Origin of the sequence: Streptomyces sp. NPDC056600, assembly GCF_042792855.1 — a bacterium.
In the GTDB taxonomy this organism is placed as follows: domain Bacteria; phylum Actinomycetota; class Actinomycetes; order Streptomycetales; family Streptomycetaceae; genus Streptomyces.
The window spans coordinates 21,607-46,900 of the sequence record NZ_JBHTVQ010000057.1; the positions used below are offsets into that span (position 1 = coordinate 21,607).

At 72.0% G+C, this 25,294-nt stretch carries 19 protein-coding genes and 1 pseudogene; 5 read left to right on the plus strand and 15 right to left on the minus strand.

Features of this window, described 5'->3' with window-relative positions; genetic code table 11:
- Window positions 1-22: 22 nt before the first annotated feature.
- Window positions 23-2,755, minus strand: coding sequence for an aconitate hydratase AcnA (gene acnA / locus ACFRAV_RS24795; protein ID WP_382558459.1), 2,733 nt, complete (start codon window positions 2,753-2,755; stop codon window positions 23-25).
- Window positions 2,756-3,046: 291 nt separating this feature from the next.
- Between acnA and ACFRAV_RS24800 the strand changes: the two genes are divergently transcribed.
- The gene (locus tag ACFRAV_RS24800; protein ID WP_351116656.1) at window positions 3,047-3,238 is read left to right on the plus strand and encodes a DUF4236 domain-containing protein; all 192 of its coding nucleotides are present in this window, start codon (window positions 3,047-3,049) and stop codon (window positions 3,236-3,238) included.
- 94 nt (window positions 3,239-3,332) lie between these two features.
- Window positions 3,333-4,862: a UDP-N-acetylglucosamine 1-carboxyvinyltransferase gene (locus tag ACFRAV_RS24805; RefSeq protein ID WP_382558460.1), complete on the plus strand. Its 1,530-nt coding sequence runs from the start codon at window positions 3,333-3,335 to the stop codon at window positions 4,860-4,862.
- Window positions 4,863-4,948: 86 nt separating this feature from the next.
- Here the strand turns inward: ACFRAV_RS24805 and ACFRAV_RS24810 are convergent, their stop codons facing one another.
- The 12 genes and pseudogenes from ACFRAV_RS24810 to ACFRAV_RS24865 all read right to left on the minus strand — a co-directional run bounded on the left by ACFRAV_RS24810 (window position 4,949) and on the right by ACFRAV_RS24865 (window position 19,547).
- On the minus strand, window positions 4,949-7,954 hold the full coding sequence (locus tag ACFRAV_RS24810; RefSeq protein ID WP_382558461.1) for an ABC transporter substrate-binding protein: 3,006 nt from the start codon (window positions 7,952-7,954) through the stop codon (window positions 4,949-4,951).
- Window positions 7,955-8,188: 234 nt separating this feature from the next.
- Entirely contained in the window at window positions 8,189-8,971 is a 783-nt protein-coding gene (locus tag ACFRAV_RS24815) for a hypothetical protein (RefSeq protein ID WP_382558462.1), read from the minus strand.
- Between the two features lie 125 nt (window positions 8,972-9,096).
- Complete coding sequence (locus tag ACFRAV_RS24820) at window positions 9,097-10,398, minus strand: low temperature requirement protein A (RefSeq protein WP_382558463.1); 1,302 nt, start codon at window positions 10,396-10,398, stop codon at window positions 9,097-9,099.
- A gap of 172 nt (window positions 10,399-10,570) precedes the next feature.
- The gene (locus tag ACFRAV_RS24825) at window positions 10,571-11,308 is read right to left on the minus strand and encodes a YoaK family protein (protein WP_382558464.1); all 738 of its coding nucleotides are present in this window, start codon (window positions 11,306-11,308) and stop codon (window positions 10,571-10,573) included.
- Window positions 11,309-11,539: 231 nt separating this feature from the next.
- On the minus strand, window positions 11,540-12,232 hold the full coding sequence (gene urtE, locus ACFRAV_RS24830; protein WP_382558465.1) for an urea ABC transporter ATP-binding subunit UrtE: 693 nt from the start codon (window positions 12,230-12,232) through the stop codon (window positions 11,540-11,542).
- A 158-nt stretch (window positions 12,233-12,390) separates the two neighbouring features.
- Window positions 12,391-13,155, minus strand: a pseudogene (gene urtD / locus ACFRAV_RS24835) (urea ABC transporter ATP-binding protein UrtD); the annotation flags it as partial.
- Window positions 13,152-14,348 (minus strand): urea ABC transporter permease subunit UrtC, encoded by a 1,197-nt coding sequence (urtC, locus tag ACFRAV_RS24840; RefSeq protein ID WP_382558466.1) that lies wholly within the window; start codon window positions 14,346-14,348, stop codon window positions 13,152-13,154. The gene urtC and the pseudogene urtD, both read right to left, overlap by 4 nt.
- Window positions 14,345-15,229 carry an urea ABC transporter permease subunit UrtB gene (gene urtB, locus ACFRAV_RS24845; protein ID WP_382558467.1) on the minus strand — a complete coding sequence of 295 codons (885 nt, stop codon included), beginning with the start codon at window positions 15,227-15,229 and terminating at the stop codon, window positions 14,345-14,347. Before urtB ends, urtC begins: the two co-directional genes overlap by 4 nt.
- Window positions 15,230-15,274: 45 nt before the next feature.
- Complete coding sequence (urtA, locus tag ACFRAV_RS24850; RefSeq protein ID WP_382558468.1) at window positions 15,275-16,528, minus strand: urea ABC transporter substrate-binding protein; 1,254 nt, start codon at window positions 16,526-16,528, stop codon at window positions 15,275-15,277.
- A gap of 211 nt (window positions 16,529-16,739) precedes the next feature.
- On the minus strand, window positions 16,740-17,123 hold the full coding sequence (locus ACFRAV_RS24855) for a hypothetical protein (RefSeq protein ID WP_382558469.1): 384 nt from the start codon (window positions 17,121-17,123) through the stop codon (window positions 16,740-16,742).
- 52 nt (window positions 17,124-17,175) lie between these two features.
- The gene (locus ACFRAV_RS24860; protein WP_382558470.1) at window positions 17,176-18,603 is read right to left on the minus strand and encodes a nucleobase:cation symporter-2 family protein; all 1,428 of its coding nucleotides are present in this window, start codon (window positions 18,601-18,603) and stop codon (window positions 17,176-17,178) included.
- 218 nt (window positions 18,604-18,821) lie between these two features.
- The gene (locus ACFRAV_RS24865) at window positions 18,822-19,547 is read right to left on the minus strand and encodes a CGNR zinc finger domain-containing protein (protein WP_382558471.1); all 726 of its coding nucleotides are present in this window, start codon (window positions 19,545-19,547) and stop codon (window positions 18,822-18,824) included.
- Window positions 19,548-19,607: 60 nt separating this feature from the next.
- Here ACFRAV_RS24865 and ACFRAV_RS24870 point away from each other — a divergent pair, with 60 nt between their 5' ends.
- The 3 genes from ACFRAV_RS24870 (at window position 19,608) to ACFRAV_RS24880 (ending at window position 22,075) form a co-directional block, all read left to right on the plus strand.
- On the plus strand, window positions 19,608-20,378 hold the full coding sequence (locus ACFRAV_RS24870) for an AzlC family ABC transporter permease (RefSeq protein ID WP_382558472.1): 771 nt from the start codon (window positions 19,608-19,610) through the stop codon (window positions 20,376-20,378).
- Complete coding sequence (locus tag ACFRAV_RS24875) at window positions 20,375-20,674, plus strand: AzlD domain-containing protein (protein ID WP_382558473.1); 300 nt, start codon at window positions 20,375-20,377, stop codon at window positions 20,672-20,674. The genes ACFRAV_RS24870 and ACFRAV_RS24875 overlap by 4 nt, the downstream gene beginning before the upstream one ends.
- Before the next feature lie 180 nt (window positions 20,675-20,854).
- Window positions 20,855-22,075, plus strand: coding sequence for a hypothetical protein (locus tag ACFRAV_RS24880; protein WP_382558474.1), 1,221 nt, complete (start codon window positions 20,855-20,857; stop codon window positions 22,073-22,075).
- 55 nt (window positions 22,076-22,130) lie between these two features.
- Here the strand turns inward: ACFRAV_RS24880 and pflA are convergent, their stop codons facing one another.
- Both pflA and pflB read right to left on the minus strand, forming a co-directional pair.
- Window positions 22,131-22,913 carry a pyruvate formate-lyase-activating protein gene (gene pflA, locus ACFRAV_RS24885; RefSeq protein WP_382558475.1) on the minus strand — a complete coding sequence of 261 codons (783 nt, stop codon included), beginning with the start codon at window positions 22,911-22,913 and terminating at the stop codon, window positions 22,131-22,133.
- Window positions 22,910-25,168: a formate C-acetyltransferase gene (gene pflB / locus ACFRAV_RS24890; RefSeq protein WP_382558476.1), complete on the minus strand. Its 2,259-nt coding sequence runs from the start codon at window positions 25,166-25,168 to the stop codon at window positions 22,910-22,912. Before pflB ends, pflA begins: the two co-directional genes overlap by 4 nt.
- Between the last annotated feature and the right edge of the window lie 126 nt (window positions 25,169-25,294).

Genomic DNA, 25,294 nt, shown 5'->3' on the forward strand with positions numbered 1-25,294 from the left:
CCGGCCTGGTGCGGCGGAAGATCTACTTGCGGATCAGGCTGCGCAGCACGTACTGCATGATGCCGCCGTTGCGGTAGTAGTCCGCCTCGCCGGGGGTGTCGATGCGGACGACCGCGTCGAACTCGACACCGGTGTCGGTGGTGACCTTGACCGTGCGCGGCGTGGTGCCGTCGTTCAGCGCGGTCACGCCGGTGAAGGAGAAGGTCTCCTCGCCGGTGAGGCCGAGGGTCGAGGCGGTCTGGCCCTCCGGGAACTGGAGCGGCAGGACGCCCATGCCGATGAGGTTCGAGCGGTGGATGCGCTCGTAGGACTCGGCGATGACGGCCTTGACGCCCAGCAGCGCGGTGCCCTTGGCCGCCCAGTCGCGGGACGAGCCGGAGCCGTACTCCTTGCCGGCCAGGACGACCAGCGGGGTGCCGGCGGCCTGGTAGTTCTGCGAGGCGTCGTAGATGAAGGCGACCGGGCCGCCGTCCTGCGTGAAGTCGCGGGTGTAGCCGCCCTCGGTGCCCGGCGCGATCTGGTTGCGCAGGCGGATGTTGGCGAACGTGCCGCGGATCATGACCTCGTGGTTGCCTCGGCGCGAGCCGTAGGAGTTGAAGTCACGACGCTCCACACCGTGCTCGGTGAGGTACTTGCCGGCCGGGGTGTCGGCCTTGATGGCGCCGGCCGGGGAGATGTGGTCGGTGGTGACCGAGTCGCCCAGCTTGGCCAGGACACGCGCGCCGGTGATGTCCTCGACCGGCGTGGTCTCCATGGTCATGCCCTCGAAGTACGGGGGCTTGCGCACGTAGGTGGACTGCGGGTCCCACTCGAAGGTGTTGCCGGTCGGGACCGGAAGCGCCTGCCACTGGGCGTCGCCCGCGAAGACGTCCTGGTAGGACTTGGAGAACATGTCCTCGCCGATGGCGGAGGCCACGACCTCGTTCACCTCGGCCTCGGAGGGCCAGATGTCCTTGAGGAAGACCGGGTTGCCGTCCTGGTCGGCGCCCAGGGCGTCCTGGGTGATGTTCACCTTCATGGAGCCGGCCAGGGCGTACGCGACGACCAGCGGCGGGGACGCCAGGTAGTTCATCTTGACGTCCGGGTTGATCCGGCCCTCGAAGTTGCGGTTACCGGAGAGCACCGAGGTGACCGCGAGGTCGTGCTCGTTGACCGCCTGGGAGACCTCGTCCGGCAGCGGGCCGGAGTTGCCGATGCAGGTGGTGCAGCCGTAGCCGACCAGGTTGAAGCCGACCTTGTCGAGGTAGGGGGTCAGGCCCGCCTTGTCGAAGTAGTCGGTGACGACCTTGGAGCCCGGGGCGAGGGTGGTCTTGACCCACGGCTTGCGGGTCAGGCCCTTCTCGACCGCCTTCTTGGCCACCAGCGCGGCGGCGACCATGACGTACGGGTTCGAGGTGTTGGTGCAGGAGGTGATCGCGGCGACGGTCACGGCGCCGTGGTCGATCTCGTAGGTCGAGCCGTCGGGGGCGGTGACCAGGACCGGCTTGGACGGGGTGGCGTCCGGGAGGGTCGACGGGGCGTCGGAGCCGGGGAAGGACTCGATGCTCGCCTCCATCTCGTCCGTCACGTAGTTGCGGACGTCCGTCTTGAACTGCTCGGCGGCGTTCGCCAGGACGATGCGGTCCTGCGGGCGCTTCGGGCCGGCGATCGACGGGACGACGGTGGACAGGTCCAGCTCGAGCTTCTCGGAGAAGTCCGGCTCGGCGGACGGGTCCAGCCAGAGGCCCTGCTCCTTGGCGTACGCCTCGACCAGCGCGACCTGCTGCTCGCTGCGGCCGGTGAGCTTGAGGTAGTTCAGCGTCTCGTCGTCGATCGGGAAGATCGCGGCGGTGGAGCCGAACTCCGGCGACATGTTGCCGATGGTGGCGCGGTTGGCCAGCGAGGTGGCGGCGACGCCCTCGCCGTAGAACTCGACGAACTTGCCGACGACGCCGTGCTTGCGCAGCATCTCGGTGATGGTGAGCACCAGGTCGGTGGCGGTGGTGCCGGGCTGCAGCTCGCCGGTCAGCTTGAAGCCGACGACGCGCGGGATCAGCATGGAGACCGGCTGGCCGAGCATCGCGGCCTCGGCCTCGATGCCGCCGACGCCCCAGCCGAGGACGCCGAGGCCGTTGACCATGGTGGTGTGCGAGTCGGTGCCGACCAGGGTGTCGGGGTAGGCCTGGCCACCGCGGACCATGACCGTGCGGGCCAGGTGCTCGATGTTCACCTGGTGGACGATGCCGGTGCCCGGCGGGACGACCTTGAACTCGTCGAACGCGGTCTGGCCCCAGCGCAGGAACTGGTAGCGCTCGCGGTTGCGGCCGTACTCCAGCTCCACGTTCTGGGCGAACGCCTCGTGGGTGCCGAACTTGTCGGCGATGACCGAGTGGTCGATGACCAGCTCGGCCGGGGCCAGCGGGTTGATCTTCGACGGGTCGCCGCCGAGCTCCTTCACGGCCTCACGCATGGTGGCGAGGTCCACGACACAGGGCACGCCGGTGAAGTCCTGCATGATCACGCGGGCCGGCGTGAACTGGATCTCCTGCGAGGGCTGCGCCTGCGAGTCCCAGCCACCGAGCGCACGGATGTGGTCGGCGGTGATGTTCGCACCGTCCTCGGTGCGCAGCAGGTTCTCCAGCAGGACCTTGAGGCTGTACGGCAGGCGGGCCGAGCCCTCCACCTTGTCCAGCCGGAAGATCTCGTACGACTCGTCGCCCACCTGCAGCGTGCTGCGGGCGTCGAAGCTGTTCGCCGACACGACAGTCTCCTTCATTCATGTGCGCGTGACCGCGTCGCACCCGGGTGCGACCGGCGCCGCTCGGTGCCGCCACGCCGGTTTGGCGATCAGCCAGGGCAAGGCTAAGTTAGGTAAGCCTTACCGGAGGCGGCGAGCGGCGTTCCTCCGACAGATATCTCGATGTCGAGATAACTCTAGTACATAGGGTCGGCCTGGTCATGCCCCGGCCCCGTCCGGCATGGGTCGCGGCGGGAGAAGGAGCCATGCGAGGCCTCCCTCCGGGTATCCGCAGGGAGACAACTCCAAAAGACCCGAAGGGATCGAACCGTGCCGCTCACCTTCCGCAAGAGCTTCCGCATATGGCCCGGCGTTCGCCTGAACATCAACAAGAAGTCGTGGTCCCTGACGTTCGGCAACGGCGACGGCCCGCGCCACACCTACAACTCCAACGGCCGGCGGACCACCTCGATGGACCTGCCCGGCCCGTTCGGCTACCGCCACACCACCCGGCGGCGCTGACCCGTCGGCCGGACGGACGATTCCGTCACCCGTCCGGCCCCACGGACCCCACCCCCGGGATGCGTCATCTCATATCTGAGATAGCCTCAGTCACATGGCAGACGACTATCTCGTACGCATCGGCCGCCTCATCCGTGACGCACGACAGCATCGCGGCTGGTCACAGGCACAGCTGGCGGAGGCCCTGGGTACCAGCCAGAGCGCCATCAACAGGGTCGAACGCGGCAACCAGAACATCAGCCTTGAGATGATCGCCCGGATCGGCGAGGCTCTCGACAGCGAGATCGTCTCTCTGGGGTACGCGGGGCCGATGCACCTCCGGGTGGTCGGCGGGCGCCGCCTCTCCGGCTCCATCGACGTCAAGACCAGCAAGAACGCCTGCGTGGCGCTGCTGTGCGGCTCGCTCCTCAACAAGGGCCGTACCACCCTACGCCGGGTGGCCCGTATCGAGGAGGTCTACCGCCTGCTGGAGGTACTCAACTCCATCGGCGTACGGACCCGCTGGATCAACGACGGCGTGGACCTGGAGATCGTGCCGCCCGCCGAACTGGACATGGCGTCCATCGACGCGGACGCGGCCCGCCGCACCCGCTCGATCATCATGTTCCTCGGCCCGCTGCTGCACCGCCTGGGCGACTTCAAGCTGCCCTACGCCGGCGGCTGCGACCTGGGCACCCGCACCATCGAGCCGCACATGATCGCGCTGCGCCGCTTCGGCCTGGACATCGCCGCCACCGAGGGCCTGTACCACGCCCAGGTGGACCGGACGATCACCCCGAACCGCCCGATCGTGCTGACCGAGCGCGGTGACACGGTGACCGAGAACGCCCTGCTGGCCGCCGCCCGCCACGACGGCGTCACCGTGATCCGCAACGCCTCGTCGAACTACATGGTCCAGGACCTGTGCTTCTTCCTGGAGGCGCTGGGCGTCGAGGTCGAGGGCATCGGCACCACCACGCTCACCGTGCACGGCGTGCCGGAGATCGACGTGGACGTCGACTACTCGCCCTCCGAGGACCCGGTCGAGGCGATGAGCCTGCTGGCCGCGGCCGTGGTCACCGAGTCCGAGCTGACCGTGCGGCGCGTGCCGATCGAGTTCCTGGAGATCGAGCTCGCCGTCCTGGAGGAGATGGGTCTGGACCACGACCGCTCCCCCGAGTACAGCGCCGACAACGGCCGCACCCGCCTGGTGGACCTCACCGTCCGGCCTTCCAAGCTGGAGGCGCCGATCGACAAGATCCACCCGATGCCGTTCCCGGGCCTGAACATCGACAACGTGCCGTTCTTCGCCGCCATCGCGGCCTCGGCGCAGGGCCAGACCCTCATCCACGACTGGGTCTACGACAACCGGGCCATCTACCTCACCGACCTCAACCGCCTCGGCGGCCGCCTCCAGCTCCTCGACCCGCACCGGGTCCTGGTCGACGGTCCGACCCGCTGGCGCGCCGCGGAGATGATGTGCCCGCCGGCGCTCCGCCCGGCCGTGGTCGTCCTCCTCGCGATGATGGCCGCCGAGGGCACGTCGGTGCTGCGCAACGTCTACGTCATCAACCGCGGCTACGAGGACCTCGCGGCCCGCCTCAACTCGGTGGGCGCGCAGATCGAGATCTTCCGCGACATCTGACGTCGGGATGCCGTCGCCCCCGCCGGCCGGAAGCACGTCTCCGGGCGGGGTGCGACGGCGCCTGCGGCTCCGGACCGCACCGGGGCTCAGTCGACGCCCCCGTCGGCGATCGCGCATTCCTTCTCCGTGAGCGGCCGCGTGTCCCCGGCCACCCGGCTGCACACCACACGGGAGTGCGAGGAACCGTCCTCGAGACGTCGGACCTCCATGAGGGCGATGCTGTGCCCCTCGCGGCCCGCGTAGAGCGGCGCCTGTCGGAAGTCGATCGTGCCGGTGGCCATTCCATGAAGCCGGACGGCCCGGAGATTGACCCAGGTGGAGCTCCTGCTCTGCGCGGTGTCGTCACGGGAGGCCGCGTCGAACAGGGCGCGGGTCGAGTCGTACGACAGGGCGGTCTGCCCGCTGGCCAGCGCGGGCGAGTCGTAGCGCACCGTGTCGCCGACGCCGGGCAGGTACTCCGCGGCCTGGTTGTAGAACTCCGTACTCCGGGCGGCCTTGCCCAACTCGGCCAGCGCCGCGTGGTAGAGCGTGACCTCGGGAGCCACGCTCTCGCTGCCGGGCGCGAAGACGGCCTTGGACAGGTCGTCACCGGTGATGACGGACATCTTCCGGTCGGCGCATCCCGCGTGCGTGCCCAGCTGTTCCATGAACGGGCTGACGTCCTCCACCCGGCCCGCGAAGTAGATCACCGACGGCACATCGGCGCTCTCACAGATCTTCCCGGCCGGCCCCCGGAACTCGGGGTCGCCACCGGGGCTGAGGGCGTACGACAACGGATCCTGCAGGGCGAAGTCCTCCCGGTCGAGCATCTCTCCGCCGTAGCGGGCCTGTTCCTCCGTGTAGCGGTCGTCGGAGGCCTTGGTGTCGCGGGCGACCACCATCGCGGACGGCTTCCGGCCCCCGGCCGCCCGGCGCAGCTGCCGTGCTATCAGGCCGAGTTGGGAGGTCTGCCACTCGTCCGGCGCGGCGAGGCTGAACCAGTTCGAGAACTGCCTGGGCAGGTAGGTGGCGGAGTTGGTCCCGGACACCACGGGCAACCCCGCCCGCTGGAGGATCCGCGTCGTCCTCGCGCTGGAGTCGAGGTCCCGGCCCGTCCCGACCACGCCCACCAGTGTCGGGTCCCGCTCCGCGTACGCCGCGATCAGCTCGGCCATCTCGACCTGATCACCCAGGTCGACGCCCCCGTTGGCCACCAGCACACGCAGCTTCACACTGGACGCCTGGTTCACCACCGCCTGGGCGAGGTACACACCGCCGAGCTCCTCCAGCCCTTTCACGGGGGAGTAGGCGCGTCGTCCGTCGGCACTGAGCGGCCCCGCGTAGACCACCGTGACGTACGTGCCCCGGCCTTCCCTCAGGGCCTTCTCGTTCTGCTCCGCGATCCTCGTCTCCAGCTGGGACAGGGTCCAGGACGCACCACCCGAGCGGGAGGCCTCCCCGTCGACCGGTTCGCTGTCGCCGCCCGGCAGCCACGTGGAGAACCGGACCCCTCCCGTGGCGATCCCGACGCATTCCTCGGTGCGGTCGCCGACGGCGGCCTTGCGGCGGGTGTCCCGGTTCGCGGTCAGCCAGGTGGTGGAGCAGTGACGGTCGGACAGCGCGTCGGCGTACACGACGGTGCCCCCGGCCATCAGGGCCAGCGACAGGACGAGCGTCTGCGCGGACCACACGACCCGGGCGACGGTGCGCCTCGCGGACGCCCTCACGCACTGCTCCCTGTCCGGCGGTCTCTGGTCCTCCTTGTCGGGCACCCGGATTCTCGCCACCCAGGGCAGACCGCCCCAGTGGCTCGGGGACTGGCCCACGCGCAGGCTGACGGCCCACTCCATGTGCCAGTCGGAGAGCTGCGCCTGGCCGCCCTCCTGCGCACGTCCGTCCCCAGCCGTTCCCGCTCCCCCGTCCGCCGGGAGGCTGCGTCTCAGGAGGTCGATGCCGCCGCGGGGCACGGCGGCGACCACCAGCAGCGGGTCGAGCTCACTACGACGGCTGCGGATGTCGCTGACGGCCTTGATGAGCTCGATTCCACCGTTGTCCGCGTCCGCCACCGGAAGGAACAACATGGGCGGCCGGAGCCGCTTGAACCCGCGAAGGTCCCAGCTCCACCGGCGGTGGTTGTCGCGCAGGTCCTCGAGCAGGGCCAGCACGTGCAGCCGCAGCCGGAACGCGTCCTTCTCCTGGCTGTCGGTCATGGCCTGGGCGACCTCGTACAGGCGCGCCGCGACGGCGTCCCGGGACCGGAACGGCCGCAACGGCGACACCGCGACGGGCCGGCTCTGCGCGGCGGCCGCCCGCAGGAACGTGGTGGTCATGAACCAACGACACTCCCTGCGCAGCCACTGGAAGACCGGCATGCTCCGCGGCACGAAGTTGAGGATCAGGAGCAGCGCGACGAGGCCGGTGCCGCAGAGCGCCGCCGTGAGTCCCGAGACGTCCGCGAGGGTCGCCGCCAGGGTGGCGGCGACAACCGTCGTGATGATCATCGGGAACACGTGGCTCATGTCGCTGACCGTTCGCCGCGGCACCCAGTGGGAGAACTGGGGACGACGGCCCTCCACCAACGCCCTCAGCAACGCCTTCTCGGAGGCCCGCCGGTCCGGCTCGCCCGCCGAGGACGACTCCGCCCATCTCCTCACGGCGTCGTCGACCGCGACGACGAAGCGGGTCCGGGGGAAGGCGTACCGCCGGTAGTCCGAACGGTCCCGGTCGGCGCGCGAGCCGACGCCGTTCCACTTCTTCGGGTCGCTGAGCTCACCGACCGCGTGGATCGCGTTGCGCAGCCCCTCCGCTCTGACGTCGGCGGTCCCCGCGCCCTCGTCGGGCCGTGCCCGCCGACGCCCTCCTGCCATCGCCGACGGGACCGCGCACCTGGTGCCGTGGCTCTTCTGCACCTCGCACAGGTCCGTCGCGATGCTCCGCGCACCGGTGTCGTCGTCCGAGTACAGGACGACGACGGGCATGGGCGGGTCGCTCGAGCGGAAGTCCTGTACCACCGCCTCCACCTGCCGCTGGACGTCGAAGCCCTCCCTGGTCCCCATCCGCGGGTTCGCCGAACACGCCGGCAGCACTTCGCGTTCCCCGTAGTGCACGTCCATGCCCCCCTCAAGTCCGCGTGCAGACACGGTACTTGAGGTAACCCAGGGGGAGCGGTCGCCCGGTGGGCCTTCCGGTGACACAGACGTGCGCAGTGACGGGCCGGCGAGGCGGGCGCCCGTGGGGTGGAGGTGATGCGCGTCCGCAAGGTGCGGTGCACAGCGCCGCCGGGACGCCGGGGCGAGAGGCACCGCTGGGGCTGGGGAGCCGGCTCGTCGTGCCGCGGAGGCGCCCGCCTACTCCCCCGCGCGGGCGCTCCCGGCAAGGACGGCCCGGATCTCCTCCAGCAGTTCCGGCCAGCGCTCGCCGCACCCGTTCACCGCGTGCCACACCGCTTCCACCGCCGCCTTCAGCGGGTCGGCCTCGGCGGCGCCCGGGACCGCGGGGAGCGCGAAGTGCGGCTGGGAGATCAGCCCCGGGGCGGCGGGGTCACCGGCCGGGACCGCCATGCGCACCACGTGGACCTCGTGCGAGGCGGACGGCGACCGCCTGCCGCCGGCCGGCGCCGTCCGTACCCACCTGCCCAGGAACCGGCCGGTCTCCGTGCCCTCCGGGTCGTCGTCGCTCAGCTCCGCCTCCGGAACCCACTCCCACCCGGTCGGTTCCGGAGGCGGCGGGAAGTACGGCGGCCGGGCGGGAGGCATACCCTTCGTCACCGCGCGCTTCGGCACGGCGGGGTCGGAGCGCAGCATCTGCCACATCAGGGCCTGGTCGTCGAACGGCGACCCCAGGGGGCGTCCCTCGGCCAGGTCGGTGAGCGCCCGGGCGATCCACGGCACCTCGGCGAGGCCCGCCGCCTCGCAGGCGCGCCGGGCGGCCAGCGAGGCCACCGCGCGCTGCACCGACGGCTCCGCGGCGTCGAGGTCGTGCACCAGGTCGCTGTCGTAGTCGAGCAGGCCGAGCACGTTGCTGTGGCGCAGACGGCGGCGCAGTTCCTCGCCCGGCGGCCGCCCGCGCCACTGCCGGCTCTCGTGGTGCCGTCGACGCCACTCCTCCGCCGTCGGTTCCTCGTCCGTCACCGGTCGCCCCACCGCGCACCCCCTCGTCCTGGGCCAGGAAAGCAGGACGGCTCCGGGAAGCCCCTGCCGGGGCAGGCCGACCTACGCCCGCATCCTCGCGCAGGGCGCCGACAGCCTGCCCCGCCCTACCGGGCGTCGGCCTCGCGGAGGCGGTGCAGCAGGCGGCGCTGGTGGTCGCGGCCCGCGGTCTCGTGGCCGACGACGGGGACGAAGGAGGCCGCCATGACGACCAGCAGGCAGACCGCGACGCCCGTGCCCGCGGCCGCCATCAGGACGGCGGCGGCCAGGATCGCCAGGGTCAGGGACGTGGTCAGCAGGTGGAACCGGTCCCAGCCGGACAGCAGCAGGGCGCGCAGCACGTGGACCGTGAGCAGATACACGCCTGTCGGGAGGGCGAGGAGCAGCACCACCGCCACCTCGCCGATCTCGGCGTGGTGTTCGAGGGAGAGTCCCGCCACGTGCAGGCCCGCGCCGGTGCCGGCGACGGCCGCGTAGAGCGGGATGTGACCGTAGCCGAAGAGGTATCCGCGCCCGCGGCGGTGGGTGAGGATCTCGCCGAACGGAACGGTGAAGTACACCCACCACATGCCGAAGGTCAGGCCGACACCGGCGACCACGACGGCGATCGCGTCACCCGTCCACTGCGTGCCGTCGGCGCCGCCGAGCAGTTCGCCGGACGACGCCACCGTGCCGACCACCCCCTCGCCGAGGGTGATGATCGCGAAGAGGCCGTAGCGCTCGGCGACGTGGTGCGGATGCCAGGGGGTGCCCCCGGCGTTCCCCTGGGCGAACACGGGCACCAGCAGTTCCAGCGCCGCGAGGACGCCGAAGGCGGCCAGGGTGACGGCGAGCGGCGGGCTCGCGAAGGCGAGAGCCACCCAGCCGACCTGCACGAGTGCCGTCCAGCGGATGTTGGCGAGGGCGACCCGCCGGTGGTGCAGGGACTCGCGGGCGGCACGCCACCACTGGAGGAGCATCGCGAGACGCATCACGACGTAGCCGGCGACGATCACTCTCAGGTCCAGGTGCTCCCCCTCCTCGACGGAGTGGAACAGCGCCGGCAGTCCGAGCGAGAGGACGACGACCCCGATCATCTGCAGCATCGTCAGCGCCCGGTCCAGCCAGTCGTCGGTGCTGAAGGCGGAGGCGAACCAGCTGTAGTTGATCCACGCGAGGACGATCGCGAACATCGCCGGCCCGAAGGCGGTCACCGCGTCGCTCAGGTGTCCCTCGGCCAGCATCTCGGCGGCCAGGGAGGAGGCCGTGCCCACCGCGACCACGAAGGTGAGGTCGAACAGCAGCTCCAGCGGGGTGGCGGTGCGTCCCGGCTCGGCCGGGTCCCTGCCGGTCATCCGCTCCCTGCGCACCGCCGCGCGCCCGCGGCCGGTGTCGTCGTTCGGGCCTGCGGCAGGAGGGGGGTTGCTCATGGGCCAGATGATGCCCCATGTCGGGGGCACCGGCGTCGACCGGACCGCGTCCTTCCAGAAGGCGGCCTTGCCTGGCCCGACGCAGAGGTGGTCGCCGGCACCAGGCCCAAGGCGTTCGGCGAGCCGACGTCGGCCGTCGCCCTTCCGGCGGCAGGACCCGGTGCACGGGACGTCAGGGCTTCGGCCGCACCCAGGGTGCGTCGACGGTCCGGTACCGGAACGCGGCCGCGGTGGCCGCCGCCAGCACCACCAGGGGCAGGGCGAGAGACGGCACGAGGCCGCCGCCGAGGACCAGGGCAGCCCCGAGCAGGGCGCCGAGGAACAACGCGGCCACCGACAGCATCCGGCGTCCGGGGTTCGGGGCCGCGCCCCCGGCGGCCGGGGAGTCGGCGGCCAGGCCGGTGAGGGTCCGCGTCATCACGGTCGTGGTGAGATCGGGGACGCCCAGGCGCCGGACGACGGCGTTCTGCAGGCCCATGGCGAGAGCCAGACCGACGATCAGCGTGTACCGGACGCCGGGCGTCAGCGTTGCGTCGAGCACGGCGGCCACCGCCACGGTGGCCGCCGTCAGCGCCGTCTCGACGGCCGTGGCCGCTGCCAGCAGACGCGCGCGGTGCCCGGCGAACCGGGCGCCGAGTCTTCCGCCGCCCACCGCTCCGAGGAGGAAGGCGGCGATCGCGACGAGCGAGGCAGGTGCGGAAAGGTCGTTGTCGCCGGCGAGGGCGAACCCGAGGAAGACCACGTTGCCCGTCATGTTGGCGACGAACACGTGCCCCAGGGCCAGATAGCTCACCGCGTCGACCAGCCCGGTCGCCACCGTCAGCACCAGCAGGAGGGGCGGCAGCGGGCCGTGGAGCTCCTCGCCCCGCGGCCACAGCGTGCGGAACACGTCATTCAGCAGCCTGCGCATGCCTCATCACTCCCCCGGCGGCGGCCGGCCGGTGCGGGACCAGTCGGGTGAGCGGACCGCTCACCGGGCCGGCCCATGACGCCGTGGAAGGCGATCCCGCCGTGCACCTGGGCGACCTGGAGAGACGGGGCGGGGGGCGGGGGCCACCGGACACCGTGACGCCCGACGCGGTGGACGTCCGGCGACCACCGCGTCCCTTCGGCCCGGTCGTCTCACCCGGGCCGTCGGCGCTCACACGCTGAGGGCCTCCCGGACGGTCCGCTCCGAGGTCGTTCCGCCCGTGCCGGTGGATGTCACGCGGCCTGCCTCGAGCACGTGGTAGCGCTGGGCGGCGCGCATCGCGAACCCGACGTGCTGTTCCACCAGGAGGACGGACAGGCCGTGCCCCCGGGCCAGGGCGAGGATCGTCTCCTCGATGTCGGCCACCACCGAGGGCTGGATGCCCTCGGTCGGCTCGTCGAGGAGGAGGAGCCTGGGGCGGGTGATCAGGGCGCGGGCGATGGCGAGCTGCTGGCGCTGTCCGCCGGAGAGGAGACCGGCGCGGCGGCCGGACAGCTCGCGCAGGGCCGGGAAGAGGTCCAGGACCTCGGCGACGGCCCGCCTGCCGTACCCGCGCCCGTCGGCGACGAGTCGCAGGTTCTCGGCGGTGGTGAGGTGCGGGAAGGACTGCTGGCCCTGCGGGACGTACGCCATGCCGCGGGTCACCCGCCGGTGGGGGGCGAGGCGGGTGATGTCCTCGCCGTCCAGCAGGACCGTGCCGCTCCGCGGCCGGAGCAGGCCCATGGCCACGCGCAGGAGGGTGCTCTTGCCGGCGCCGTTGTGTCCGAGGACGGCGGTGACGCCGCCCTCCGGGACGGTGACGGACACACCGTGCAGCACGGTGGTGCGGTCGTAGCCGGCGTGGACGTCGTCGATCTCCAGCATGGGCGTCACCCTTCCTCGGGCGCGGAGGTCACGGAGGCGGCGGACGGGGTGGGTGTGACGGACGTGGCGGATGCTGCGGGGGCGGTGGGCCCGGAGACGCCGAGGGCGGCCTCCGGTTCGCGGCGCGGCTCGGCCCGCGGCCCCGCTCCCGGCCCGGGCCCGGGAGCGGCGTCGGCGTCGGCGTCGGGCGCGGAGGCCCGGCCGAGGTAGACCTCCTGGACCTTGGCGTCGGCCCGGACCTCGGCCACCGACCCCTCGCTGAGCACCTTGCCGGCGTGCAGGACGGTGACGCTGCGGGCGAAGGCCCGCATGAAGTCCATGTCGTGCTCGATGACGACCACCGTGTGGTCCTCGCCGACCCGCCGCAGCAGTTCGCCGGTGGCCTCGCGTTCCTCATGGCTCATGCCGGCCACCGGTTCGTCGAGCAGCATCAGCCGCACGTCCTGCACCAGCAGCATCCCGATCTCCAGCCACTGCTTCTGGCCGTGGGCCAGCACGCCCGCCGGGCGGTCGCGCAGGTCCGCCAGGCCCGTGGTCTCCAGAGCCCGCTCGACCCGCTCGGGAACGGCCTTGCGGCGTCGGAGCATCGTCCAGGCGCCGCGTCCCGCTCCGGCGGCGATGTCCAGGTTCTGCTCCACGGTCAGCTGCTCGAACACGGTGGCCGTCTGGAAGGTGCGTCCGATGCCGAGCCGGGCGATGCGGTGGACGGGCCTGCCGAGGAGCTCGTCGTCCCCGAAGCGGACCGACCCGCTGGCCTTGACCAGACCGGTCACGGCGTCCACCAGGGTGGTCTTGCCGGCACCGTTCGGGCCGATGAGGAAACGCAGGTCGCCCGGTGCGATGTCCAGGTCGACGCCGTCGACGGCGGTGTATCCGTCGAAGGTCACCCGCAGGTTCCGGACGGTCAGTCCCGCGCCGCTCATGCCGTCTCCCTCGTGGATGCGGTCGGAACGACCGAAGTCGCGGAAGCCGGGCCCTCGGCGGACGACGGGGCGACGCGTCGCCGTGTGCGCCGCAGCGCGCCGAGGGAGGCCAGTCCGCCCGGCAGGAAGCCGACCATCAGGACGAAGAGCAGCCCCTGGAGGTACGTCCAGGCGGCGGGGAAGGCGTCGGAGAGGGTGCTCTGCGCCCAGGCCACCGCGACCGCGCCGAGCACCGCCCCCACCAGTGAGGCCCGGCCGCCGACCGCGGCGCCGATGACGAAGCCGATGGACGGCACGATCCCGATCAGGGCCGGGGAGATGATGCCGACGGCCGGGACGAACAGGGCGCCGGCGAGACCCGCCATGCCGGCCGCGACCACGTAGGCGACGAGCTTGACGTTGGCCGGGTCGTAGCCGAGGAAGCGGACGCGCTCCTCGGAGTCCCGTACGGCGACGAGGAGTTCGCCGTACCGGCTGACGAACAGCTGGCGGGCGGCCGCCATGAGCAGGAGCAGCGCCGCCGCGATCACGAGGTAGACCATCCGCTGGTTGACGGGGTCGGCGAGGTCGTAGCCGAAGAAGCCCTGGATGCCGGTGAGGCCGTTGGTGCCGCCGGTGGTGGCCTGCTGGCCGACCAGCCAGATGGACAGTGCGGCGGCCAGGGCCTGGCTGAGGATCGCGAAGTACGCGCCCTTCACCCGACGGCGGAAGACGAGGAAGCCGAGGAGCGCGGCCACCGTCATGGGGAGCAGCACCGTCATGGCGAGTGCGAAGACCGGGTCGGCGAACGGCTGCCACCACCAGGGCAACGCGTCGGAGGTCCCGTAGAGCAGCATGAAGTCCGGCAGCTTCTCGCCCGCCGTGGCGGCGTCGGCGAGCTTGAGGTGCATGGCCATGGCGTAGCCGCCGAGGCCGAAGAAGACGCCCTGGCCGAGGACGAGGAGTCCGCCGCGGCCCCAGGCGAGGCTGACGCCGACGGCGACGATCGCGTAGCAGAGGTACTTGGCGAGGAGGTTGAGCCGGGAGTCGGTGAGGGCGAGCGGGGCGGCGCCGAGCAGCAGCACCGCGCCGAGCAGGAAGGCGGCCGGCACCCGCAGGCGTCGTGACGTGGACGCCCGCGGCCGGGTCGCGGACGGGGTGCCGGGCGGGGCGGTCGTGCGGGCGTCGGTCGTGCGCGGGGTGGTCGTCGTCATGCCAGGCTCCGGGTGCGCAGGGTGTACAGGCCCTGGGGTCGCCACTGGAGGAAGGCGACGATGGCCACCAGCACGGCGACCTTGGCGACGCTGACGGTCGTGGAGTACTCCAGCACCGACTGGAGCACGCCGAGCACGAAGGCGGTGATCACGCTGCCCTTCAGCTGCCCGATGCCGCCGACGACGACCACGAGGAAGGCGTCGACGATGTAGTTGGTGCCCATGGTGGGACCGATGGGGCCGACGAGGGTGAGCGCGACGCCGGCGACGCCGGCGAGGCCGGAGCCGATGAAGAACGTCGTGCGGTCCACCCGTCCGGTGGCGATGCCGGAGACCTCCGCGAGGTCCCGGTTCTGCACGACGGCGCGGATGCGCCGGCCGAGCGGGGTGAGCCGCAGGACGAGCGTGAGGGCGAGCACGCTCAGCAGGGCGAGGCCGAGGATGGCCAGCCGGTTGTTGGCGAGGGTGATGCCCGCGACGGAGACGTTGCCGGTGAGCAGGTCGGGGGCGCGGGTCTGCACGTTGGGGGCGCCGAAGACGTCGCGGGCGAGCTGCTGGAGCATCAGGGAGACGCCCCAGGTGACCAGGAGCGTGTCCAGGGGCCGGGCGTACAGGCGGCGGACGAGCAGCCACTCCAGGAGTGCGCCTGTCGTGCCCGCCACGAGGAAGGCCAGCGGCAGCGCGAGGAGCAGGGAGACGCCGGTGCCGTCGACGGCCTGCTGCAGGACGTAGGTGGTGTAGGCGCCGGCCATGATGAACTCGCCGTGCGCCATGTTGATGACGCCCATCTGGCCGAACGTCAGGGTGAGGCCGAGGGCGACGAGCAGGAGGACGGCGCCGATGCCGACGCCGGTGAAGGACTGGTTGAGGACGACCGTCATGAGGCGGCTCCGGGTCGGGGAGGGGGTGTCGGTGGCGGCACGCGCTCAGGAGAGGCCGGAGGCCCAGTCGTAGCCCTTGAGGTAGGGGTCCGGCTTGACCGGCCTGCCCGAACTCCAGACCTCGGTGATCAGCCCGTCGGCGCCGATCCTGCCGATGCGGGCGGTCTTGTGGACGTGCTGGGTGGCGCCGTCGACGGTCACCTTGCCTTCCGGGGCGTCGAAGGTGATGCCGTCCGCGGCGGCCTTGACCTTCGCGACGTCGAAGGAACCCGCCTTCTCGACCATCGCCTTCCACAGGTGGACGGAGAGGTAGGCGGCCTCCATCGGGTCGGACGTCGGCTTGTCCTTGCCGTAGGCGGCCTGGTAGGCGTCCACGAAGGCGGTGTTCGCCGCGCCCGGCGTCGTCTGGTAGTAGTTCCAGGCGGTCAGCTGGCCCTCCAGGTACGGGGCGCCGATGCTCTTGACCTCCTCCTCGGCGATGGAGACGGACAGCACCGGCAGGGCCTTGGCGGTCAACCCCGAGGACTTGTACTCCTTGAAGAAGGCCACGTTGCTGTCGCCGTTGAGGGTGTTGAACACCGCGTCGGCGCCCGACTCCTTCACCTTGTTGACGAGCGTGCTGAACTCGGTGGAGCCCAGGGGCGCGTAGTCCTCGCCGAGCACGCGCATGCCGTTGCCCTTGGCGTACGCGCGGATGATCTTGTTGGCGGTGCGCGGGAAGACGTAGTCGCTGCCGACCAGGTAGAGCCTGGTCAGTCCCTTCTTCCTGAGGTAGTCCAGGGCGGGCACGATCTGCTGGTTGGTGGTCGCGCCCGTGTAGAAGATGTAGGGCGACTGTTCGAGGCCCTCGTACTGCACGGGGTAGAACAGCAGCGATCTGTGCCGCTCGAAGACCGGCTTGACGGCCTTGCGGCTGGCCGAGGTCCAGCAGCCGAAGGTGGCGGCGACCTTGTCGCCGGTGATCAGGGCCTCCGCCTTCTCCGCGAAGGTGGGCCAGTCGGAGGCGCCGTCCTGGCTGACCGGGTCGAGCTTCTTGCCCAGTACGCCTCCGTCGGCGTTGATCTCCTTGACGGCCAGCAGCAGCGCGTTGTGGACGGTGACCTCGCTGATGGCCATGGTGCCGGAGAGGGAGTTCAGGAGGCCGACCCGGACCGTGTCGCCGGAGGTGTCGGCCTTGGCGCCGGCGGTGGTCGTCCGGTCGCTGCCGGTCTTGGCGCCGCAGGCGCCGATCGCGGCGGACGCGCCGAGGACGGACAGGCCGGTCAGGAGACCACGCCTGCTGATGCTGAGCCCGGACATGCACAACCTCCTTGCCCACGAGGGGCGATGGGAAGAGCGGCGAGGAGAGCGGGAGGCGCTTCAGGGGCGGCGGCGTGACGCACGGGTCCCAGCCGTTCCGGGGGTGATGTCCGGGCTGGTCGCTGAGGCGCCTGAACAGCGTGCGAGGAAAGTGTTACCACGGCGTTTCGGCGCAATTGACGGCAGGGATCGGCGAGTTGGGCCGCGCCGGCTACCGGCTCCCCTCCCCCGGCGCGTCCGTGCCGAAGGGGTCGTGGTGCCATCGCCGGCCCGCGGCGCCGTCGCCGTGGACGCGCAGGAAGAACTCGGGCACGGGGGTTCCGTCGGGATACGTCATGGTGAGCGCGGCGCGGATCCGGGCGTCGCAGGCGTCGAGCCGGTCGGCGTCCAGGCCGTCCGGGTCGTCCGGGTCGTCCAGGGCCCGCTCCTGCTCGGCGAAGAGGGGGCGGAACGGCTCGAAGCCGGGCAGCTCCTCGACGGCGGCATACATCCAGGGCATGTCGAAGCCGGTCACGGTCAGCCGGACGACCTCCCGGTCGCCGTGGTGCAGCCGCCAGACGTCGCCGACGGGCGGGTTCTCGTTCGGGTGGGTCATCCGCCCAGGATGGCCGTCGGCACCGACAGTCGAGCCGCTCCCGCGGGACGGCTCAGCCCGTGGCCGGCGTGACGGGTTCCGTTTCGTCGTGCCGCGCGTCCGGTTCGGGCGCCGGCGTCCTCCTCCCGCCGCCGGGCGTGTGGTTGAAGAGCAGGTTCAGCAGGAAGGCGGCGACGGTGGCGCTGGTGATGGCGCTGCCGCCGATGATCTGCACCCAGGTCGGGAAGGCGTGGTAGAAGGAGGGCGCCACGACCGGGAGCATGCCCACCCCGACGGCGACGGCGACGACGAGCAGGTTGTGGGTGCCCTCGTACTCCACCTTGCGCAGGGTGGCGATGCCGACGGAGGTGACGGTGGCGAACATGACCAGCCCCGCCCCGCCGACGACCGGTCCGGGCAGCGCGGCGACGATCTCGCCGAACCGGGGGACGAGGGCGAGGACGACGAGGATGCCGCCCGCGACGGCCGCGACGTAGCGGCTGCGCACCTTGGTCATGCCGACCAGGCCGACGTTCTGGGCGAAGACGGCGTCCAGGAAGCCGTTCATGACGCCGCCGAGGACTCCGGAGAGGCCGTCGGCGGCCAGGCCGCGCGCCAGGTCCTTGCGGGTGAGCGGGCGGCCGGTCATGTCGCCCACGGCGAGCATGTCGGCGGTGGACTCGGTGAAGGTCACCAGCATGACCACGCACAGGGAGATCACCGCGGCGACGGGGAACTCCGGGGCGCCGAAGTGGAACGGCGCGGCGAGCCCGAACCAGTCGGCGTCGGCCGCGATGGAGAAGTCCGTCAGCCCCATGGGGATGGCCACCAGGGTGCCGGCGACCAGGCCCAGCAGAACGCCGAGTTGGGAGAGGAAGCCGCGGGTGAAGCGGCTGATCAGGATGACGAGCAGGACGACGCCGCCGGCCAGGGCGAGGTGGCTCGGCGCGGCGTAGTCCTTCGCCGTCGGGTCGTGACCGGCGATCAGTCCGGCCGCGACGCCGATCAGGGACAGCCCGATGACGGTGATGACGGACCCGCTGACCAGCGGAGGGAAGAACCGCACCGCGCGGGCGAAGGGGACCGCGACCAGGAGCCCGAAGACCCCGGCGGCGATCATCGAGCCGTAGACCGCCTGCATCCCGTACTCGCCGGCTATCAGGATCATCGGGGTGACGGCGGTGAAGGTGGCGCCGGCCACGACCGGCAGCCGGACGCCCAGCACCCGGCCGACGCCGAGCGCCTGAAGCATCGTCACCAGACCGGCGACCAGCAGGTCGGCGTTGATGAGCAGCCCCACGGTGGAGGTGTCGAGCCCGGCCGCCGCTCCGAAGACCAGCGGAACGGTCACGCAGCCGGTGTACATCACCAGGACGTGCTGGAGGCCGAGGAGTCCGAGCCGGGTGGGCGGCAGGACCTGGTCGACCGGGTGCCGGGCAGCCGGTGCGGGACCGGACGGGGGCACGGGTGCGGGTGCGGATGCGTCGGGGGGCTGGGGCACGGCGGACCTCCGTGGGCTGTACGGGCGGGGTGGAACGGGGACGTGGCGGACAGGGTGCTCCGGCGGCATGTCGGCGCCGTTTCCGCCGTCGAACAGCGTTGTTGATGTCGCCCCGGCGCACCACCACCCGGACCGGTGCTTCCACGGTTTCGCCCCGTGACCCCCATCAGGACCGCCGAGGTCCCTCCGTCATCCCGGGGTCGCGCCGTCCCCCGACGTCAACCACGCTGCCGGGTACGGGCGTAGTGGCGCCTGGCCCGGTCCCGGTTGCCGCAGTCCCCGGAGCTGCACCAGCGCCGGGTCCCGCCGCGGGAGCGGTCGAGGAAGAACCATCCGCACCCGGGGCCCTCGCACCGCCTGACCCGGGCCAGCTCGTCCCCGCCCAGCAGGTCCTCCGCCCGCAGGGCCAGCGTGTGGCGCAGTCCGTCGAGGCCGTCCGCCCGCGGCCGCCACCGCAGGGGGAAACCGGGGAGCAGGTCGGCGTCCTCGCGTGCCCGCACCAGATCCCGGCGCAACGCCTCCCATGCCGCCGCCGGGGGCTCCTCGCCCTCGACGAGGGCGTCCAGGACCGGCCACAGGACGGCCCGCAGGTCCTGGAGCGCGGTGGCCGAGGTCTCGGCGTGCGCGGTCTCGGTCGGCGCGGTCTCGGCGGGCGCGTCGGCCGAGGTCTCGGCGGGCGCGGAGTCCGCCGCCCCGGACGACGCCTCCGCCCCTTCGACGGTGAGCAGCCCGACGGCGACACCCCAGCGCGTCCACGCCTCCGCGCCCCGGACGCGGGCGACGGCGCGGGCCGGATCCAGGCGCCAGGCCACGGTGTTGGCGAAGTCGAGCACCGGGTGCCCTCCCACCCGCGAGACCCCCGCGTCGTGGGCGCGGGGCGGGCCCTCCCCCGCGGCGGGCGAGGGGGGAACAGGGGCGGTACGGACCGGCTGCTTGCTCGTCACCGTCTCATCCTAGCGCTCCGCCTAACACCCTTGAGGGCCTATGGCTGTTAGATTCGATGCATGGAGAGTTCCCGCTCAGCGAAGGCCGCCGTCTCGCCGCGTGCGAGCTTCCTCGCCGGGCTCCGGACCGGATCGGGAATGGCGGCCGCTTCCTTCCTCCTCGCCGTCAGCTTCGGGACGGTCAGCGCCTCGCAGGGCTGGGGGCCGGTGGCGCCCGTCGTCTGCTCGATGGTCGTGTTCTCCGGCTCCGCCCAGTTCGCCCTGCTGGCGGTCCTGGGGTCCGGCGGCGGCATCGTCGGCGCCGTGACCTCCGCGGCCCTGATCAACAGCCGCTTCGTCCCCATGGGCATCGCCGTCGCCGGCGATCTGCGCGGCGGCCGGCTGCGCCGCGCGTTCGCCGGTCAGGCCGTGGTCGACGGATCGTGGGCCGCCGCCCATCTCGGCGGTGGACGGTTCGACCGGCACCTGCTCTTCGGCGCCACGGCGATCCAGTGGCCGGCCTGGGTCACCGGCACCGCCCTCGGCGTCGTGGTGTCCCCCGACCCCGGCCTGCTGCACCGGCTCGGACTGGACGTCCTCACACCGGCGCTGTTCGTCGCGCTCCTCTTCGAGGAGCTCCGCAAGGAACGGGCCAACCGGCTGCCCGCCCTGCTGGGGGCCGTGATCGCGGCCGGTCTGGTCCACTTCCTGCCCGCCGGTCCCGCTCTGGTCGGCGCGGCGCTCGCGGCGCTCGTCGCCCTCCTCCGGACGCCCGCGCCCCTGCCCGCCCGCACCGGAGGAGCCGAGAACTCCGTACCGTCCGTGCGCTCCGAGGGAGAGGAAACGCCATGAACCTCTGGCTCGCCATCGGCGCCGTCGCCGTCCTCAGCTTCACCTGCAAGGCGTTCGGCCCCGCGCTGCTCGGCGGGCGCGCCCTGCCTCCGCGGGCACGGTCGGTGATCGCCCTCACGGCTCCCGCCCTGCTCGCCGGCTTCGTCGTCGTCGACGTGCTGGGCCACCGCTGGAGCGGCACGGACCTCACCCTGGTCGCCGGACTCGGGGTGGTCCCGCTGCTCGTGCTGCGCCGTGCCCCGCTCCCCGTGACCCTGGTGGCCGCGGTCGCCGTGACCGCGCTGCTGCGCCTGTGAGCCCGACCGGTGGTTTCACTGATGCGCGCGCGTGAGGGACCCCGCTTCACTCGCCGTGGACGGACAACCTGGACCAGCTCCGGCCACCGGGACCCCCGACGGGCCGGCATGGTCGGCACAACGAAGGGGTCGTACATGTCAGTTCGCACCGGTCGAAGCCGACGTCCTCGCCTGAGGGCCGTGATGGCCGCGTGCCTCACGGCCGTGGGCGTCGCCGGCGTTCTCTCCTCCCCCGCCTCCGCCGTGACGTCGCTCTACGGCGAGAACTTCTCCGCCGGGCTCGGCACCTTCACCTCCACCGGTTCCGTCAGTGCGAGCACGGGCGCTGCGCGCCTGGGCGGTTCGCTGCTGACCGACCCGACCCTCACCTCCGCGGCCGTCGACCTGGCCGGGTACAGCGGCATCTCGGTGTCGTACACCCGGACGGCGAGCGGGCTGGACCTCGGCGAGGCCTTCACGGTCGCCTACTCCGTGGACGGCGGATCCTGGACGACGCTGGAGTCGGCGCGCACGGCCACCGGCGCGACCTCGTACCAACTGCCCTCGTCGGTGGACGGACGCGGTCTGCGCCTACGGTTCTCGCTGGACGCCAACAGCGCGCTGGAGTCGCTGACCGTCGACGACGTGCTCGTCCAGGCGACGGGCGGCGGCAGCGGCGGGCCGACCGACCCGCCCGGCGGATCGCTGCCCCCGGTGAGCGACGTGACCGCCCCCGGGCCGTACCCGGTGACCGTCGACACCACCGCGGGCCCTGGCGACGACGGGTGGCTGGTGTACCCGACGAACGCCGGGCAGAACGGCGTGAGGCACCCGGTGCTCGTCTGGGGCCCTGGCGCGGGCTCCGACCCGGCCGCCTACGAGGACATGCTGCGCCAGTGGGCCTCCCACGGGTTCGTCGTCTACAGCGAGGTCTCCTCCAGCAGCGGCGACTACATGGTCGACGCGCTCGACTGGATCGAGGACCAGAACGCGAGCACCGCCAGTCCGCTGTACCAGGACATCGACACGACCGAGGTGGCCTTCGGCGGCCACTCCCGCGGCTCCATCGGCACCTTCGACGTGGCCGACGAGCCGCGCCTCGAGACCACCGTCCACGTGGCGGGCGGCTCCTTCGACGGCAACGGGCCGGACAACCTTCGCAATCCCGCGCTGTACGTCGGCGGTGACGACGACTTCGCCACCTCCAACGTGGAGCGCGACTACACCAACACCGACGTGCCGGTGTGGTTCAACGTCCTCGACGGCACCGACCACATCGCCGCCACCCGCAACGGGCAGCACATCATCACGGCCTGGCTGCGCTGGCACCTGGCCGACGAGGAGTTCCGCCGCACCCAGGACTTCCTGAGCCCCCGGTGCACCTTCTGCGGGCTCGGCCCGACGCGGTACAAGAACTGGTGAGGTGACGAAGCGCCCGCCCGGTGGCCGTGCGTCGCCGGGCCGGCGTTTCGCCTCGTCAGTAGGCGTCCTTCCCGTGGGCGCGGAAGCGACGCCTGACCTCCTCGACCAGAGCGGGGTCGGGCGCCGGGGTGTCGCGCAGCGGGAAGGGAATGCCCAGGGCCTCGTACTTGCCCGCGCCGAGCCGGTGGAAGGGCAGGACGTCCACGCGCCGCACCGTCCCGAGTCCGCCGACGAACTCGGCGAGGCCGTCCACGGCCGCGAGGTCGTCGGTCCAGCCGGGCACCAGCACGTAGCGGATCCAGACCGGCACCCCGAGCCGGTCCAGCCGGGTCGCGAAGGACAGGGTGGGGGCGAGGGCGCCGCCGGTCAGCCGGCGGTAGGTGCGGACGTCGAAGGATTTGACGTCGAGCAGGACCAGGTCGGTGTCGGCGAGCATCTCGTCGGTGGCGCGGGCGCCGAGCAGGCCCGAGGTGTCGATCGCGGTGTGCAGACCGGCCTCCTTGCAGCGGCGCAGGACCGCGCCGGTGAAGCGCGGCTGGAGCAGCGGTTCGCCGCCGGTGAGGGTGACGCCGCCTCCCGCCGTGGTGAGGAACGGCCGGTACTTCTCGATCTCCCCCATCACCTCGTCGACGGTCCGCGACCGCCCGTCCCGCATGTGCCAGGTGTCGGGGTTGGCGCAGTACAGGCAGCGCAGCGGGCAGCCGCTGGTGAACAGGACGAACCGGGTCCCGGGACCGTCCACGCCGGTGGACAGGTCCCAGGAGTGGATCCGGCCCGTGACCGCTTCGGCCTCGGCGCCGCCGCCCGCCACGGTGCCCGCGGCGGCCTCGGTGCTCACAGCGATCCGTGGAAGGTGCGGCTGATCACGTCGAGCTGCTGCTCGCGGGTCAGGCGGACGAAGTTGACGGCGTATCCGGAGACCCGGATGGTGAGCTCCGGGTACTTCTCCGGGTGCTCCATCGCGTCCTCCAGGGTGGCCCGGTCCAGGACGTTGACGTTCATGTGGAACCCGCCGCCGCCCATGTAACCGTCGAGGATGCCGACCAGGTGCCCGGCGCGCTCCGCCGGGACGTGGCCGAGGCCCTCGGGGGTGATGGTGGTGGTGAGCGAGATGCCGTCGCGCGCCGACTCGTAGGGCAGCTTGGCCACCGAGAGCGCCGAGGCGACGACCCCGTGCCGGTCGCGACCGTTCATGGGGTTGGCGCCGGGGGCGAAGGGCTGTCCGGCGCGGCGGCCGTCGGGGGTGTTGCCGGTGTGCTTGCCGTAGACCACGTTCGAGGTGATGGTCAGCACGGACTGGGTGTGCTCGGCGTCCCGGTAGGTGGGGTGCCGGCGCACCTTGGCCATGAACGACTCCACCAGGTGGACGGCGATGGCGTCGGCCCGGTCGTCGTTGTTGCCGTAGGCCGGATACTCGCCCTCGGTGCGGAAGTCGACGGCGAGGCCGCTCGCGTCGCGCACCACCTTCACCCGGGCGTGCTTCACGGCGGAGAGGCTGTCGGCGGCGACCGAGAGGCCGGCGATGCCGCAGGCCATGAAGCGGTGCACGGGGTGGTCGTGCAGCGCCATCTCGACGCGCTCGTAGGCGTACTTGTCGTGCATGTAGTGGATGACGTTGAGCGCGTCGACGTACGTCCCGGCCAGCCAGTCGAGGACGCGGTCGTAGGCGGCGTCCAGCTCCTGCGGGTCGAGGTACTCGCCGGTGAGCGGGAGCATCTCGGGGGTGACCTGCTCGCCGGTCATCTCGTCCCGGCCGCCGTTGATCGCGTAGAGCAGGGCCTTGGCGAGGTTGACCCGGGCGCCGAAGAACTGCATCTGCCGGCCGACCGCCATGGCGGAGACGCAGCAGGCGATGGCGGTGTCGTCGCCGGAGCGCGGGCGCATCAGGTCGTCGGACTCGTACTGGACGGCGCTGGTGTCGATGGACACCTGGGCGCAGAACTCCTTGAACCCGGCCGGGAGGGAGGGCGACCACAGCACGGTCAGGTTCGGCTCGGGTGCGGGGCCGAGGTTGTAGAGGGTCTGCAGGAAGCGGAAGGAGGTGCGGGTGACCAGCGGCCGGCCGTCCTCGCCGATGCCGCCGATGGACTCCGTCACCCAGGTCGGGTCGCCGGAGAACAGGGCGTCGTACTCGGGGGTGCGCAGGAAGCGCACCATGCGGAGCTTGATCACGAAGTCGTCGATCAGCTCCTGCGCGCGGGACTCGTCAATCACGCCGTCGGCGAGGTCCCGCTCCAGGTAGACGTCGAGGAAGGTGGAGGTGCGGCCCAGCGACATCGCCGCGCCGTTCTGCTCCTTTACCGCGGCCAGGTAGCCCAGGTACAGCCACTGCACGGCCTCGTGGGCGGTGGCGGCGGGGCGGGAGACGTCGCAGCCGTAGGCCGCGGCCATCTGCGTCAGCTCCCGCAGGGCCTTGATCTGCTCGGCGAGCTCCTCGCGGTCGCGGATCACGTGCTCGCTCGAGGGCAGCGCGTCCAGGCGGGCGCGTTCGGCGCGCTTGGCCTCGATCAGGCGGTCGGTGCCGTAGAGGGCGACGCGGCGGTAGTCGCCGATGATCCGGCCGCGGCCGTAGGAGTCGGGGAGGCCGGTGATGATGCCGACCCTGCGGGCGGTGCGCATGGCAGGGGTGTAGGCGTCGAAGACGCCGTCGTTGTGGGACTTGCGGTAGGTGCCGAAGATCTCGGAGACCCGCGGGTCGGGTTCGTAGCCGTATGCCTTGAGTCCGTTCTCCACCATGCGCAGGCCGCCGTTGGGCATGATCGCCCGCTTCAGCGGGGCGTCGGTCTGCAGACCGACGATCAGCTCGCGGTCGCGGTCGATCCAGCCGGGCGCGTGCGAGGTGATGGTGGAGGGCGTGGCGGCGTCCACGTCGAGGATCCCGCGGCGGCGCTCCTCGGGGAACAGGGCGCTGACCTTGCCCCACACCGCGCGGGTGCGGTCGGTCGGGCCGGACAGGAACGAGGCGTCGCCCTCGTACGGGGTGTAGTTGGCCTGGACGAACTCGCGCACGTCCACGCGCTCCCGCCACCCGTCGCCGGCGAACTGCCGCCAGGCGTCGGCGATCAGGGGTGCGGCTGTCACCGTCGCGGTCATCACGGGTCCTCTCGTCGGGTCCGGCCTTCTGCCGTCACCTCGATGGTCGTCCCGCGAGGGGGTGCGGGGAGAGTGCCGACAGGGCACCGCCGTGGCCCCTGCGGCCCTGCCGCGGCGGGACGTTCG